Source organism: Streptomyces sp. NPDC005303, assembly GCF_040607335.1.
GTDB lineage: Bacteria > Actinomycetota > Actinomycetes > Streptomycetales > Streptomycetaceae > Streptomyces.
In genome coordinates this window covers 294,674-308,896 of the sequence record NZ_JBEXGM010000006.1, presented here as the reverse complement: position 1 = coordinate 308,896, position 14,223 = coordinate 294,674, and the positions used below count along the sequence as shown (strand labels likewise).

General features: G+C 68.7%; 12 protein-coding genes and 1 riboswitch. Of the genes, 3 read left to right on the top strand and 9 right to left on the bottom strand.

Annotated elements, in window-relative coordinates; genetic code table 11:
- Positions 1–162 precede the first annotated feature (162 nt).
- Positions 163–1,248, top strand: a complete 1,086-nt coding sequence (gene cyc1, locus ABZT93_RS12750) for an epi-isozizaene synthase (RefSeq protein WP_356102945.1) — start codon at positions 163–165, stop codon at positions 1,246–1,248.
- A complete protein-coding gene (locus tag ABZT93_RS12745; protein ID WP_356102861.1) occupies positions 1,245–2,615 on the top strand; it encodes a cytochrome P450 in 1,371 nt (456 codons plus the stop codon). Before cyc1 ends, ABZT93_RS12745 begins: the two co-directional genes overlap by 4 nt.
- 4 nt (positions 2,616–2,619) lie before the next feature.
- Here the strand turns inward: ABZT93_RS12745 and ABZT93_RS12740 are convergent, their stop codons facing one another.
- A complete protein-coding gene (locus ABZT93_RS12740) occupies positions 2,620–3,585 on the bottom strand; it encodes a helix-turn-helix domain-containing protein (protein WP_356102859.1) in 966 nt (321 codons plus the stop codon).
- Between the two features lie 92 nt (positions 3,586–3,677).
- Between ABZT93_RS12740 and ABZT93_RS12735 the strand changes: the two genes are divergently transcribed.
- Entirely contained in the window at positions 3,678–3,902 is a 225-nt protein-coding gene (locus ABZT93_RS12735) for a hypothetical protein (RefSeq protein WP_356102857.1), read from the top strand.
- On the opposite strand, the gene ABZT93_RS12730 is transcribed toward ABZT93_RS12735, so the two are convergent.
- The 8 genes from ABZT93_RS12730 to ABZT93_RS12695 form a co-directional block, all read right to left on the bottom strand.
- On the bottom strand, positions 3,869–4,390 hold the full coding sequence (locus ABZT93_RS12730; protein WP_356102855.1) for a hypothetical protein: 522 nt from the start codon (positions 4,388–4,390) through the stop codon (positions 3,869–3,871). The two genes, ABZT93_RS12735 and ABZT93_RS12730, sit on opposite strands and share 34 nt — an antisense overlap.
- A gap of 102 nt (positions 4,391–4,492) precedes the next feature.
- Positions 4,493–6,562: a putative Ig domain-containing protein gene (locus tag ABZT93_RS12725; RefSeq protein WP_356102853.1), complete on the bottom strand. Its 2,070-nt coding sequence runs from the start codon at positions 6,560–6,562 to the stop codon at positions 4,493–4,495.
- 358 nt (positions 6,563–6,920) lie between these two features.
- Positions 6,921–7,931, bottom strand: coding sequence for a ribonucleotide-diphosphate reductase subunit beta (locus ABZT93_RS12720; protein ID WP_356102851.1), 1,011 nt, complete (start codon positions 7,929–7,931; stop codon positions 6,921–6,923).
- Entirely contained in the window at positions 7,931–10,303 is a 2,373-nt protein-coding gene (locus ABZT93_RS12715) for a ribonucleoside-diphosphate reductase subunit alpha (RefSeq protein WP_356102848.1), read from the bottom strand. Before ABZT93_RS12715 ends, ABZT93_RS12720 begins: the two co-directional genes overlap by 1 nt.
- Before the next feature lie 147 nt (positions 10,304–10,450).
- Positions 10,451–10,533, bottom strand: a riboswitch (cobalamin riboswitch).
- 77 nt (positions 10,534–10,610) lie between these two features.
- Positions 10,611–11,114 carry a GNAT family N-acetyltransferase gene (locus ABZT93_RS12710; RefSeq protein WP_356102846.1) on the bottom strand — a complete coding sequence of 168 codons (504 nt, stop codon included), beginning with the start codon at positions 11,112–11,114 and terminating at the stop codon, positions 10,611–10,613.
- Between the two features lie 129 nt (positions 11,115–11,243).
- Positions 11,244–12,854 carry a monocarboxylate uptake permease MctP gene (gene mctP, locus ABZT93_RS12705; RefSeq protein WP_356102844.1) on the bottom strand — a complete coding sequence of 537 codons (1,611 nt, stop codon included), beginning with the start codon at positions 12,852–12,854 and terminating at the stop codon, positions 11,244–11,246.
- The gene (locus tag ABZT93_RS12700; RefSeq protein WP_356102842.1) at positions 12,851–13,102 is read right to left on the bottom strand and encodes a DUF3311 domain-containing protein; all 252 of its coding nucleotides are present in this window, start codon (positions 13,100–13,102) and stop codon (positions 12,851–12,853) included. The genes mctP and ABZT93_RS12700 overlap by 4 nt, the downstream gene beginning before the upstream one ends.
- A gap of 301 nt (positions 13,103–13,403) precedes the next feature.
- Positions 13,404–14,168 (bottom strand): GntR family transcriptional regulator, encoded by a 765-nt coding sequence (locus ABZT93_RS12695; protein ID WP_356102839.1) that lies wholly within the window; start codon positions 14,166–14,168, stop codon positions 13,404–13,406.
- Between the last annotated feature and the right edge of the window lie 55 nt (positions 14,169–14,223).

The following is a 14,223-nucleotide window of genomic DNA, read 5'->3' as shown; positions in this document are numbered from 1 at the left end:
CACATGGGGAGAATCTCGACACCGTGGGGTAGTGAACGAAGCAAATCCATTCCCAGAATGGTCAGTTGTGGTGCTGAATGGGCAGTGCGGGGATACGCAACGGCGCACGCCCGGTTCAGCGGCAGGGGTGTGCGTCAACTGGCGGCTGGAAGGGGTTTGTTCGTGTCTGCTTTCCCACACAGCACCACATCGACGCCGACGGCGATCGCGGTTCCACCGTCGCTCTCTCTCCCGGTGATCGAGGCAGCGTTTCCCAGGCAACTGCATCCGTATTGGCCCAGGCTCCAGGAGAAGACCCGTACCTGGCTTCTGGAAAAACGGCTCATGTCGCCGGACAAGGTGGCAGAATATGCCGACGGATTGTGCTACACGGACCTCATGGCGGGGTACTACCTCGGCGCCCCCGACGAGGTCCTCCAGGCGATAGCGGACTACAGCGCGTGGTTCTTCGTCTGGGACGACCGGCACGACCGCGACATCGTCCACCGCCGTCCGCGCGCGTGGCGGCGGCTGAGGTTCCGGTTGCACGCGGCGCTCGACTCCCCACGGGATCATCTGCACCACGAGGATCCGCTGGTCGCCGCCTTCGCCGACTGCATGGTGCGGCTGTACTCGTTCCTGCCGCACACGTGGAACACCCGGTTCGCCGGGCACTTCCACGAGGTGATCGAGGCCTACGACCGGGAATTCCGCAACCGCACCAGGGGAACCATTCCAACGGTCGAGGAATACCTGGCACTGCGCCGCCTCACCTTCGCCCACCGAATCTGGACGGATCTGCTGGAGCCGAGTGCGGGACGCGAACTCCCGGACGGCGTGAGGAAACATCCGGCATACCGGCGGGCGGCCCTGCTGAGCCAGGAATTCGCCGCCTGGTACAACGACCTCTGCTCGCTCCCCAAGGAAATCGCGGGAGACGAGGTCCACAATCTCGGCCTCAGTCTCATCAAACACGAGGGACTGACCCTCGAAGAGGCGGTCCGGGAAATGCGAAGGCTGATAGGGAAATGCGTGGACGCGTTTCTCGTGGCCGAGGCAGACGCCCTCCTTCTCGCCGACGGTCTCGACGACGGCACGGTGCGGGGAAAAGAGTTGAGCGCCGCCGTCCGGGCCTGCGTCCGCAATATGCGCAACTGGTTCAGCGCCGTCTACTGGTTCCACCACGAGTCCGGCCGTTACAGGGTCGACAGCTGGGACGACCGGTCCACGCCCCCGTACGTCAACAACGAAGCGGCAGGTGAGAAATGACCGTCGAATCCGTGAAAACCGAAGCCACGGTGGCTCCCGGGTCGGGTGAGCCGCCGCTCGCGGGCGGGGGCGTCCCGGTCCTCGGCCACGGTCTGCGTCTGGCCCGTGATCCGCTGAGCTTCCTCGCCGGGCTGCGGCGGCACGGCGACGTCGTACGCCTGCGGCTCGGCCCCAAGACGGTGTACGCCCCCACCACCCCGGAACTCACCGGAGCCGTGGCCCTCAACCCCGACTTCATCATCGCCGGGCCGCTGTGGGAGTCCCTGGAGGGGCTGGTCGGCAAGGAGGGCGTGGCCACCGCCAACGGCCCGCAGCACCGGCGTCAACGGCGCATCATCCAGCCCGCCTTCCGGCTCGACGCGATACCCGCGTACGGGCCGATCATGGAGGAGGAGGCACAGGCGCTGGCCGAGCGCTGGCAGCCCGGTGAGACCGTCGACTGCACGCTGGAGTCCTTCCGGGTCGCCGTGCGTATCGCGGCCCGCTGTCTGCTGCGCGGCGACTACATGGACGAGCGCGCCGAGCGGCTGTGCGTCGCCCTCACGACCGTCTTCCGGGGGATGTACCGGCGGATGGTGATACCCGCGGGCCCCCTGTACAAGCTGCCGCTGCCGGCCAACCTCGCATTCAACCGCGCGTTGGCCGATCTGCATCGGGTGGTCGACGAGATCGTCGCCGAACGCCGGGCATCCGGTCAAAAGCCGGACGATTTGCTGACGGCATTGCTGGCCGCGAAGGACGCGAATGGCGACCCCATCGGGGAACAGGAGATCCACGACCAGGTCGTCGCGATACTCACCCCCGGCGGCGAAACCGTCGCGTCCACGATCATGTGGCTGCTTCAGGTGCTCGCCGAACACCCGGAACACGCGGACAAGGTGTGCGCGGAAGTCGAATCGGTCACCGGCGGCCGTCCTGTGGCATTCGAGGACGTACGGTCACTCAGGTACACGAACTATGTGGTGGTCGAGACCATGCGTTTGTGGCCCGCGGTATGGATATTGACGCGGCGGGCGGTACGGGACACCGAACTCGGTGGCTATCGCATTCCGGCCGGAGCCGACATCGTCTACAGCCCGTACGCGATCCAGCGCGACGCGAAGTCCTTCGACGACAGCGCGGTGTTCGACCCTCTGCGCTGGAGTCCCGAGCGGGCCAAATCGGTTCCGAAACACGCCATGAGCCCGTTCAGCACCGGCAACCGGAAGTGCCCGAGCGACCACTTCTCGATGGCCCAGCTGACGCTGCTCACGGCGGCGCTGGCCCGGAAGTACCGCTTCGAGCAGGCGGCCGACTCGGACGACACCCCCCGTCCCGGCATCACCCTGCGGCCGAACCGGCTCCTGGTGCGGCCCGTGCCCCGGTGACGGGTCAGGCGGCCGCCTCCGGGCCCTGGAAGGTGCGCCGGTAGGCGTTCGGGGTGGTGCCCACCGCGCGCAGGAACTGGTGACGCAGCGCGGCCGCGGTGCCGAACCCGGCGCGGCCCGCGATCGCGTCCACCGTCTCGTCCGTCGCCTCCAGCAGCCGCTGGGCCAGCAGCACCCGCTGGCGCAGGATCCAGCGGTAGGGAGTCGTACCCGTCTCCTGCTGGAAGCGGCGGGCGAAGGTGCGCGGGGACATGTGCGCCCGCTCGGCCAGCTGCTCGACGGTGACCTCCTCGTCGAGGTGCTGCTCCATCCACACGAGCACCTCGCCTACGGTGTCGCACTTCGACCGGGGCAGCGGCCGCTCGATGTACTGCGCCTGTCCGCCGTCCCGGTGCGGCGGTACGACCATCCGCCGGGCGATCTTGTTGGCGACCTCGGGGCCCTGCTCCTTGCGCACGATGTGCAGACAGGCGTCGATGCCGGCGGCGGTGCCCGCGGAGGTGATCACCGGGTCCTCGTCGACGTACAGGACGTCCGGCTCGACCGTCAGCCGCGGGTACGCGAGCGCCAGCTCCTCCGCGTGGTGCCAGTGCACGGCACAGCGCCGGCCGTCGAGCAGCCCGGCCGCGGCGAGCACGAAGACCCCGGAGCACACGCTGAGCACCCGTGCCCCGCGCTCGACCCCGTTGCGCAGGGCCTCCAGCAGCTCGGGAGGGAAGTCCCGTGTCTCGTAGCCGTCGCAGGCCGGCACGGTGATCAGGTCGGCCGACTCCAGCCGCTCCAGGCCGTGCTCGACGTGCAGCGCGAAGCCCGACCGCGAGGTCAGCCTGGGGCCCTCGGCCGAGGCCACCGCGAAGTCGTACACGGGCAGTCCGTCGTCGCTGCGGTCGGTCCCGAAGACCTCGCAGACGACTCCGAGCTCGAAGGGATTCACACCGTCCAGGACGACGGCTGCCACGTTCTTCAGCATGCTGCCAGTGTGCCTCAGAGCTGGCAGTAAATCGAGGGTGTGCGGCAGTCCTGCCACTGTTTGTAAGGAGTCCACGGCGCGACAGTAGTGACATGACTACCGCACAGACACAGGGACTGATCGGAATGCTGACTGTTCTCGGAATCCTCGTCCTGCTGGTGCTCCCGTCGGTGATCGGGCTCGTGCACGACCGTCACATCGACCGGCAGATCCGCGAGGCCGAGCGGGCCCGCCGGGAGACCGAGGGGCAGTTCCCCAAGGCGCTGCAGCCCGCCCGGCAGAGCTACTTCACCCGCACGGTGACCCACCACTCCTGAATGCCCTTGCACGAGAGGTGGCCGGTCCCGGTGGCGCACAGCGGACGTGAGGAACTGAGCCGTACCGTGCCCGCCGACACCGCCTGGTACGCGGCGTTCGCGTCACCCGGCAGCAGGACGACCCCGCTGTTGGTGGCCTTGAGGCCACTGCCCTCGACGGCGACCGGCTGCCACGGGCGGCTCTTGGTCCCGTCCAGGGCGACCCGGACCGTGTCCCCCACCGCCAGGCAGACCGTGTCACCACTGTCGGCCGCGTCGAGTCCGGACCCGGAGGAGCATCCAGGCGAGGGCTCGACGGAGGGCGCGGCGGATGAAGGCGCCGCGGATGAGGGTGCCGTGGACGAGGGTGCGGCGGATGACTGCGACGGCGACACGGTGCCGCTGCCGCCGCTCCTGTCGCTGCCGGCTTGGCCGCCGCAGCCCGCGCTCGCGAGCAGCAGGGTCAGCGCGGCGAGCGCGAGGGTCGTGTGACGGTTCGTACGGCGCATGAGGGCCTCCTCTTCCCCTTGGACGTATGACCCGTACACCTGGATCCAGGCCGGGCCCCGGTCGCGAAAGCCGCGACCGGGGCCCGGGTCATGAGGGGGAGGTCAGCTGGTCGTCACGGCGGTGTCGTCGAGGACGAAGCTGGTCTGGAGCGAGGAGTCCTCGACCCCGCTGAACTTCAGGGTGACGGTGGAGCCGGCGTACGAGGACAGGTCGAAGGACTTCTGGGCGTAGCCGGAGGCCGCGTTGACGTTGGAGTAGGTGGCCAGGGTGGTCGAACCGGCGGTGACCGTCAGCTTGTCGTAGGCGGTGCTGCCGGTCTCCGCGGTGTCGACGTGCAGGTAGAAGGTGAAGGTGGCCTTGCAGCCGCTCGGCACGGTCACCGACTGGGACAGCGTGTCGGTGTGCGAGGAGCCGTACCCGTCCAGCCAGGCGTAGTACGAACCGGCGTGCGCCGACTCACTGCTGGAGTTGGTGATGACGCCGCTGGAGGAGGTCCACGTGGTGCTGCCGGACTCGAAGCCGGGGTTGCCGAGCAGCTGGGACGAGGTGCAGGTGCCGCTGCTGGAGCCGACGGTCCAGGTGAAGGAGGCCGAGCCGGAGGCGCCGGTCGAGTCCTTCGCGGTGACGGTGACCTGGTAGGTGCCCGCGGTGGACGCCGTACCGGAGATCTTGCCGGTCGAGCTGCTGATCGACAGCCCGGTCGGCAGGCCGCTCGCGCTGTAGGTGAGGGTCGCGCCCGCGCTGTCGCTCGCGCTGATCTGCAGGCTGACCGAGCCGCCGGTCGTCGTGGACTGGCTGCCCGGGTTCGTGACGGTCACCGTGTTGCCTGTCGTGGTGCCCGCGGTGAAGGCGGTGGTGCCGTTGGGGGTGCCCCAGCCGGTCGGGCCGTCGTAGCCGGTGGTCGCGGTGCAGAAGTACGAGGTGGTGCAGGAGCCGTTGTTGCCGCTGGTCACGTCGTACAGGTTGCTCGTGTGGCTGTAGGGGTACTTCGCCGGGTAGTCGCTGGAGCCCGGGGTGCCCGCCAGTGCGTAGACACCCGCGATGATCGGCGACGAGGCGCTCGTGCCGCCGTAGACGGCCCAGCCGGAACCGCCGTAGGTGTCGTACACGGCCACGCCGGTGGCGGGGTCGGCGACGGCGGAGACGTCGGCCTCCATGCGCTTGGTGCAGCCGGTGTCGGTCTGCCAGCTCGGCTTGGGGTCGTAGGCCGAGCAGCCGGATCCGGTGCCCTCGGTGGAGTTGGTCTTCCACACGGACTCGGTCCAGCCGCGGGAGTTGGAGGACGTGGACAGCGCGGTGCCGCCGACGGCGGTCACGTACTGGGAGGTCGCCGGGTACTCGGCGCCGTAGGCGGAGTCACCGGAGGAGACGGTGATCGCGACACCCGGGTGCTTGAAGTACGAGGTGTCCTCGCTGGTCTGGGAGGAGGCCTCGGAGCCGCCCCAGCTGTTGGAGACGAACTTGGCGCCGAGCGCGACCGCCTCGTTCTCGGCGATGCCGAGGTCGGAGTCGTTGGCGGAGTTGGCCTCGACGAGGATGATGTTGCAGTTCGGGCAGACGGCGCTGACCATGTCGATGTCGAGCGCTTCCTCGCCGGCCCAGCCGGTGTCGTTCGTGGGCAGCGAGGTGGTCGAACCGGTCTGGCTGACCTGCTTGAAGCAGCCGTTGGCGACCGTGCACGCCGACAGGCCGTAGGTCGAGCGGTAGGTCGCCAGGTCGGCGGCCGCGTTGGGGTCGTTGTAGGCGTCGACCACGGCGACGGTCAGGCCGGAACCGCCGGTCGAGGGCAGGTTGTAGGCGCTGTGCAGGTTGGCCGGGCTGAGTCCGGAGGGCGCGGCGGCGACGGCGGACGCCAGCCGCTGCTTGATGTCGGTCCGGCGCTGGGCGAAGCAGGACGCCTGGCCGGGGGCCGCGGTGGCACACAGGTGTGTGGTCGGCACCTTCTGGCCGGCCTTGCCGGTCGAGTGGAACGTCTGACGGTCGGGGGAGGTGAGCGCCTTGGAGTTCTGTGTGACGCGGGTGGTGTGCGCGGCGGCGGGCGCTGCGTGCGCGGGCGCTGCGTGCGCCGGCACCGCGACGAGTCCGGCCAGGCCGAGGGCGACGGCGGGTATGGCGGTGGTCAGGAGTCTTCGCAGGTTACGTCCGGACTTGCCGGTGCGTGTCTGAAGCATGGGGTACTGCCTCCGTCGTGGGAGTGGGGTTCTCGACGTTGGTGGCAGGCCTTTGACGCGCGTAGCGGCGGCGGTGCGCGATGCCGTCATGGGCATGACACTTCTACCGTCCTGTGCATGTGGTGTGTGGACATGACAGGACGGCCAGAACGTAACCGGGCCGGACGAGGCCGGAACAGATGCCCCGGCAGAACTTTGCCGCCCCATAGGAGGTCCATGGACGGCCGATGGAGGGCCGATGGAGGGGCCATGGACGACCCATGGCCCCACCATGGCCCACTCCGGCACGGTCAACTCGGGCCGTTGCCGTTGCCGTTGCCGTTGCCGTTGCCGTTGCGGTTGCCGCGGCGGTTGCGCCTCAGAAGTCCTCGTCCAGGTCGACCGTGCCCTCCACGGCCACCTGATACGCGGACGGACGCCGCTCGAAGAAGTTCGTCAGCTCCTGGACGCCCTGGAGCTCCATGAAGGAGAACGGGTTCTCCGAGCCGTACACCGGCGCGAAGCCGAGGCGCGTCAGGCGCTGGTCGGCGACACACTCCAGGTACTGGCGCATCGACTCGGTGTTCATGCCCGGCAGCCCGTCGCCGCACAGGTCGCGCGCGAACTGGAGTTCCGCCTCCACGGCCTCCGCCAGCATGTCGGTGACCTGCTGCTGAAGCTGCTCGTCGAAGAGCTCCGGCTCCTCCTTGCGGACGGTGTCGACCACGTCGAAGGCGAAGGACATGTGCATGGTCTCGTCGCGGAACACCCAGTTGGTGCCGGTGGCGAGACCGTGCAGCAGGCCCCGGCTGCGGAACCAGTAGACGTACGCGAAGGCGCCGTAGAAGAACAGGCCCTCGATGCACGCGGCGAAGCAGATCAGGTTGAGCAGGAAGCGGCGGCGGTCGGCCTGGGTCTGCAGACTGTCCAGCTTCTCGACCTCGTTGATCCACCTGAAGCAGAACTCCGCCTTCTCGCGGATCGAGGGGATGCTCTCGACGGCGTCGAAGGCCGCCGCCCGGTCCTCCGGATCGGGGAGGTAGGTGTCGAGGAGCGTCAGATAGAACTGGACGTGGACGGCCTCCTCGAAGAGCTGCCTGCTCAAGTAGAGCCGCGCCTCGGGAGAGTTGATGTGCTTGTACAGCGTCAGCACGAGGTTGTTCGCCACGATCGAGTCACCCGTCGCGAAGAACGCCACCAGCCGGCCGATCAGGTGCTGCTCGGCGGGACTGAGCTTCGCGAGGTCGGCGACGTCCGAGTGGAGGTCGACCTCCTCGACGGTCCAGGTGTTCTTGATCGCGTCCCGGTAGCGCTCGTAGAAGTCGGGGTAGCGCATGGGGCGCAGAGTCAGCTCGAAGCCGGGGTCGAGCAGGTTCTGGGTGCTGGGCATTACTGGCAGGCCTCGCAGGACTCGGGGTTCTCAAGGGAGCAGGCGACCGCGTCTTCGGGGGCCGGCTGCTGGACGGGGACCGTCGCCTGCGCGGCACGGGCGATACGGGTCGCCGGGCGCGAGCGCAGGTAGTACGTCGTCTTCAGCCCGGACTTCCAGGCGTACGCGTACATCGAGGAGAGCTTGCCGATGGTCGGCGTCTCCAGGAAGAGGTTCAGCGACTGGGACTGGTCGAGGAACGGGGTCCGTGCCGCCGCCATGTCGATCAGACCGCGCTGCGGGATCTCCCACGCCGTGCGGTACAACGCCCGTACGTCCTCGGGGATCCAAGCGAAGTCCTGCACCGAGCCGTTCGACTCGCGCAGCGCCTCACGGGTGCGGGCGTCCCAGACGCCGAGCTTCTTCAACTCGGCCACCAGATACGAGTTGACCTGGAGGAACTCCCCGGACAGCGTCTCGCGCTTGAACAGGTTGGAGACCTGCGGCTCGATGCACTCGTACACCCCGGCGATCGAGGCGATGGTGGCGGTGGGCGCGATGGCGAGCAGGAGGCTGTTGCGCAGGCCCGTGGTGGCCATGCGCTCGCGCAGTGCCGCCCAGCGCTCGGGCCAGGTGAGGTCCGCGGCGTAGTGGTCCGGGTGCAGGACACCCTGGGCCGTACGGGTCTTCTCCCAGGCCGGCAGCGGGCCGCTGCGCTCCGCGAGGTCGGTGGAGGCCTCGTAGGCGGCGAGCATGATCCGCTCGGCGATCCGGGTGGACAGTGCCTTGGCCTCGGGGGAGTCGAAGGGCAGGCGGAGCTTGAAGAAGACGTCCTGGAGGCCCATCGCCCCGAGGCCGACGGGACGCCACCGGGCGTTGGACCGCCCGGCCTGCTCGGTCGGATAGAAGTTGATGTCCACGACCCGGTCGAGGAAGGTGACGGCGGTGCGGACGGTGGCGTCCAGCCGCTCCCAGTCGATGTCACCGGTCGCCGTATCGACGAACGCGCCGAGGTTCACGGACCCCAGGTTGCAGACCGCCGTCTCCCCGTCGTCCGTGACCTCCAGGATCTCCGTGCAGAGGTTGGAGGAGTGCACCGTGTGCCCGGGCAACGCCGTCTGGTTGGCCGTACGGTTGGCGGCGTCCTTGAAGGTCATCCAGCCGTTGCCGGTCTGCGCGAGGGTGCGCATCATGCGGCCGTAGAGGTCACGCGCGGGGATCGTCTTCTTCGCGAGCCCCGCGGCCTCGGCCTTCCGGTACGCCGCGTCGAACTCGTCCCCCCACAGGTCGACCAGCTCGGGCACGTCCGCGGGGGAGAAGAGGGACCACTCGGCGTCCGCGTTCACCCGGCGCATGAACTCGTCCGGCACCCAGTGGGCGAGGTTCAGGTTGTGCGTACGGCGGGCGTCCTCACCGGTGTTGTCCCTGAGTTCCAGGAACTCCTCGATGTCGGAGTGCCAGGTCTCCAGGTAGACCGCGGCCGCGCCCTTGCGCCGGCCGCCCTGGTTCACGGCGGCGACCGAGGCGTCGAGTGTCTTGAGGAACGGGACGATGCCGTTGGAGTGCCCGTTGGTGCCGCGGATCAGTGAACCGCGCGAGCGGATACGGGAGTACGAGATGCCGATGCCGCCGGCGTGCTTGGAGAGGTTGGCGACCTGGTGGTAGCGGTCGTAGATGGAGTCGAGCTCGTCCTTCGGGGAGTCGAGGAGGTAGCAGGACGACATCTGGGGGTGCCGGGTGCCGGAGTTGAAGAGGGTGGGGGAGGAGGGCAGGTAGTCGAGGCGGCTCATGAGCCGGTAGAGCGCGGCGACTTCGTCGAGGGCCCTGACCGTGTCGTCCTCGGCCAGGCCGGACGCGACCCGGAGCAGGAAGTGCTGAGGCGTCTCGATGACCTTGCGGGTGATCGGGTGCCGCAGGAGATAGCGGCTGTACAGGGTGCGCAGGCCGAAGTAGCCGAAGCGGTCGTCGGCCTCGGTGTCGACCAGCGCGTCGAGCCGCTCGGCGTGGACCCGCACGAACTCGGCGGTCCGGTCGGCGATGATGCCCTCGCGGTGGCCGACGGCGACCGAGCCGGTGAACGAGGTGACGCCCTGCGAGGCGGCCTCGGCGGCGATGGAGACGGTCAGCAGTCGGGCCGCGAGCCTGCTGTAGGCGGGGTCCTCGGAGATGAGGCCGGCCGCCGCCTCGGTGGCCAGTTCGCGCAACTCCGCGATCATCTCGGCGGAGGCCCCCCGCGCGGACCGGCCGCGCAATGCGGCGGCGGCGACCCGGCCGGGGTCGGCGTCGGGGAGGTCGGCGGTCAGCGCGGTCAGGGTCCGCAGCAACGCGGTCCCGGGACCGTCCTCGTCCACCGGGGTGGTCGCTGAAGCCGGGTCGGCTGGCGCGATGGTCACTGGGGGCTCTCCCTCGCTGGGCACGGGGGCCTTGCGGAGGGCAGGGGGCAGCACACGAGCGCGCACGGCGTCGCGTCCACCGGCCCATTCCACGAGGCCCGGACGTCATGACACCCGGGCCGGTATGGCACGGGCGTGCTGTCGACAGGTCCTCGGACTGACTCTCATGTGTGCTTATGCGCGCATGAGTACACCGTTGCGGGACAGTTCCGGATTCGCACCGGATTCCCCTGCGGCGACAGCGAGCATGAGCATACATCTTGTGCCGGGTTGCGGTGACGCCCCCAGATGTTGTGTCGCGGCGGTTTCAGAGCGTCAACTGATAAGTGAGGAGAGTGAAGTCGGGGGACTCCGGAACCGGGTGCCAGTCGCGCTCGGGGGCGCGGGTGAATCCGAGGCGTTCGTAGATGCGGTGGGCCGTGTGCATGGTGGGCTGGGTGCACAGGACGATGTCCGTGCCCGCGGCCGCCGCGCGATCGACGCAGGCCTGTACGAGGGCCTGGCCGACTCCTCTGCCGCGGGCCTCCCGGGACACGGCGAGCATGCGGATCTCCGCCTCTCCGGGGCGGGCGAGTTCGGCCATGGGGCCGCCGGAGGGGACGTAGGTGACTCCGCCGAGGATGCGGTCGTCGGCTGTGGCCACGAGGACCTCTGCGGTTCTTGCCCGCTTGGCGACGTCCTTGAGTTCGGTGAGGTACCAGTCGTCTTCGTCGCCGAAGGCGAGGAGGCCGTCGTCCAGGTAGGCCCTTGCGGTGATCTCGCCGAGGGGGGCGTAGTCGGTGGGTTCGGCGGGGCGGATCAGGATGTCCATGGGGTGAGTGTGCACGAAAGCGGGCCGCCGAGGGTGCTTGCTCTCGGCGGCCCGCTGCGGGTTCGTCGTGGCTGGTCGCAGCCACGCGGCGGGGCTGGGTATCGCCGCAGCCCCGCGCCCCTGACGGCCTCAGTGCGAGGTACCTGCTGTCGCGGGCGGGAGTTCCACCTCCACCCCCGGGTCGCCCGCGTCCGCCGTGTAGTCCTCCGGGCTGGTCTCGTCCACGCCGTCGGGGGCCTTGACCGCCTTCAGGACGAAGGTGAGGACCACCGTCACCACGACGTTGAGCACGAACGCCGTCAGGCCGATGTAGCCGATCTCGCCGATGCCCGGGATCTCCTTCGCTGAGCCGCCGAAGTGCTTCTGGGTCGGCGAGGCGACGCCGTACGCGGCGACCGTGCCGTAGACCATGCCGACCGCCCAGCCGGCGAGCAGGGCCCAGCGGTGGAACCAGCGGGTGAACAGGCCGCCGACCAGGGCCGGGAAGGTCTGGAGGATCCAGATGCCGCCCAGGAGCTGGAAGTTGATGGCCACCGTCTTGTCCATGGTGAGGACGAAGACCAGGGCGCCGACCTTCACCAGCAGCGAGACCAGCTTGGAGACCTTTGTCTCCTGGGCCGGAGTCGCGTCCGGCTTGATGAAGTCCTTGTAGATGTTGCGGGTGAAGAGGTTCGCGGCCGCGATGGACATGATGGCCGCCGGGACGAGGGCTCCGATGCCGATCGCCGCGAAGGCCACGCCCGCGAACCAGTCCGGGAACATGTCCTCGAACAGCTGCGGGATCGCCAGTTGGGGGTTGGTGACCTTGACCCCGGCCGCGATCGCCATGAAGCCGAGCAGTGCGAGCAGGCCCAGCATCAGGGAGTACAGCGGCAGGATCGTGGTGTTGCGGCGGATCACCTCACGGCTGCGGGAGGAGAGCGTCGCGGTGATCGAGTGCGGGTACATGAACAGGGCGAGCGCGGAGCCCAGGGCCAGCGTGGCGTACGTCCACTGGCCCGCCTCCAGCGGGACCAGTCCGCCGGCCTTGGCCGCCGTGTACTTCTCGCTCGCCGCGCCGAAGACGTCGTCGAAGCCGCCCAGTTTGATCGGGATGTAGATGATCGCCACCGCGATGACGATGTAGATCAGCGTGTCCTTCACGAACGCGATCAGCGCGGGGGCGCGCAGGCCCGAGGAGTAGGTGTAGGCCGCGAGGACACCGAAGGCGATCAGCAGCGGGAGGTCCTTCACGAACCAGTTGGTGTTCTCGCCGCCGCCGACGCCCATGACGTCCAGAACCGCCTGGATGCCGACCAGTTGGAGCGCGATGTACGGCATGGTCGCGAGGATGCCGGTGACCGCCACCGCCAGCGACAGGCCCTTGGAGCCGAAGCGGCCGCGCACGAAGTCCGAGGTCGTCACGTACCCGTGCTTGTGGGAGACCGACCACAGGCGGGGCAGGAACGTGAAGATCAGCGGGTACACGAGGATGGTGTACGGCACCGCGAAGAAGCCGGCCGCGCCCGCCGCGTAGATCGCCGCGGGGACGGCGACGAAGGTGTACGCCGTGTAGAGGTCGCCGCCGAGCAGGAACCAGGTGACCCAGGTGCCGAACGAGCGTCCGCCCAGACCCCATTCGTCGAGGCTGTGCTCGTTCTCGGCCTTGCGCCAGCGCGCGGCCAGGAAGCCCATGACCGTGACGGCCAGGAAGAAGATGATGAAGACGGCGAGTGCCACGCCGTTGACGCCGTCGTTCACTTGGCACCTCCGTGGCGGGCACGCTGGTCACGCTGCCACAGCTTGTACGCGGTCATCGTCAGCACGGTGGAGATGAACACCCACAGCATCTGGTACCAGTAGAAGAACGGGATACCGATGAACGCGGGGTCGACCTTGGCGTACGAGCCGACCCACAGCATCGCCACGAACGGGGCGATCAGGCAGAGGGCGATGACCACCCGCACCGGTGTCACCACCGGTTGTCTCACTTCAGGTGCATCCGACATGTCGCGACTCCTACCCCTCACTGATCAGCGTTGATCACCTGTAACGCGCAGGCAATCTAGGCGCTGGTGTCGCGACAGCGGAAGACCTCGTCCGCATATCGGTATGTCGATTCTGTGAAGCACCCTCGTTCGACAGCACTTCGGGTGGGGACGTTCGCGGTACGCACGGGGCGGTCCTCCCGTCCAGACGGAGTCGGGAGGACCGTAGAGCAGGAAGCGTGGTTGCGCTACACCGTGTGCGGTACCGGAAAGGGAACCAGCAGTACCGGAAAGGGCATGGGGCGACGGGCCTCCAAGGGCACTAGTCGACGGGCCTCTTGAGGCGGGCCACGAACTTGTACCGGTCGCCCCGGTACACCGACCGCACCCACTCCACCGGCTCGCCCGTCTTGTCGAACGAGTGGCGGGACAGCATCAGCATCGGCAGGCCCACGTCGGTGCCGAGCAGACCGGCCTCGCGCGGGGTGGCCAGGGAGGTCTCGATGGTCTCCTCGGCCTCGGCGAGGTGGACGTCGTAGACCTCGGCGAGCGCCGTGTAGAGGGACGTGTACTTGACCAGTGACCTGCGCAGGGCCGGGAAGCGCTTGGCGGAGAGGTGGGTCGTCTCGATGGCCATCGGCTCGGCGTTGGCCATGCGCAGCCGCTCGATGCGCAGCACCCGGCCGCCGGCGGTGATGTCGAGGAGCTCGGCGAGCCGGTCGTCGGCGGTGATGTAGCCGATGTCGAGCAACTGGGAGGTGGGTTCGAGACCCTGGGCGCGCATGTCCTCCGTGTAGGAGGTGAGTTGCAGCGCCTGTGAGACCTTCGGCTTGGCGACGAAGGTGCCCTTGCCCTGGATGCGCTCCAGACGCCCCTCGACCACCAGCTCCTGGAGGGCCTGGCGCACGGTGGTGCGGGAGGTGTCGAACTCGGCGGCGAGGGTGCGCTCGGGCGGCACCGGCGTACCGGGCGACTGCGTCTCCGTCATGTCGAGCAGGTGCTTCTTCAGGCGGTAGTACTTGGGCACGCGCGCGGTACGGATCCCTGCCCCGCCGTCGGTCTCCGCACTGCTGACGTCGCTGCTCATGGTCTGCCTTCCCGGCTCCGGATGCGGATCACATCGTGATCCCTTCTGTATACCG

Bases quoted from the DNA above. Each gene is read 5' to 3' on its own strand.
- ABZT93_RS12735 (WP_356102857.1), top strand. From the start codon at position 3,678: ATGACTACCGCACAGACACAGGGACTGATCGGAATGCTGACTGTTCTC.
- ABZT93_RS12745 (WP_356102861.1), top strand. From the start codon at position 1,245: ATGACCGTCGAATCCGTGAAAACCGAAGCCACGGTGGCTCCCGGGTCG.
- ABZT93_RS12740 (WP_356102859.1), bottom strand. From the start codon at position 3,585: ATGCTGAAGAACGTGGCAGCCGTCGTCCTGGACGGTGTGAATCCCTTC.
- ABZT93_RS12700 (WP_356102842.1), bottom strand. From the start codon at position 13,102: ATGTCGGATGCACCTGAAGTGAGACAACCGGTGGTGACACCGGTGCGG.
- ABZT93_RS12720 (WP_356102851.1), bottom strand. From the start codon at position 7,931: ATGCCCAGCACCCAGAACCTGCTCGACCCCGGCTTCGAGCTGACTCTG.
- ABZT93_RS12725 (WP_356102853.1), bottom strand. From the start codon at position 6,562: ATGCTTCAGACACGCACCGGCAAGTCCGGACGTAACCTGCGAAGACTC.
- ABZT93_RS12695 (WP_356102839.1), bottom strand. From the start codon at position 14,168: ATGAGCAGCGACGTCAGCAGTGCGGAGACCGACGGCGGGGCAGGGATC.
- ABZT93_RS12710 (WP_356102846.1), bottom strand. From the start codon at position 11,114: ATGGACATCCTGATCCGCCCCGCCGAACCCACCGACTACGCCCCCCTC.
- ABZT93_RS12730 (WP_356102855.1), bottom strand. From the start codon at position 4,390: ATGCGCCGTACGAACCGTCACACGACCCTCGCGCTCGCCGCGCTGACC.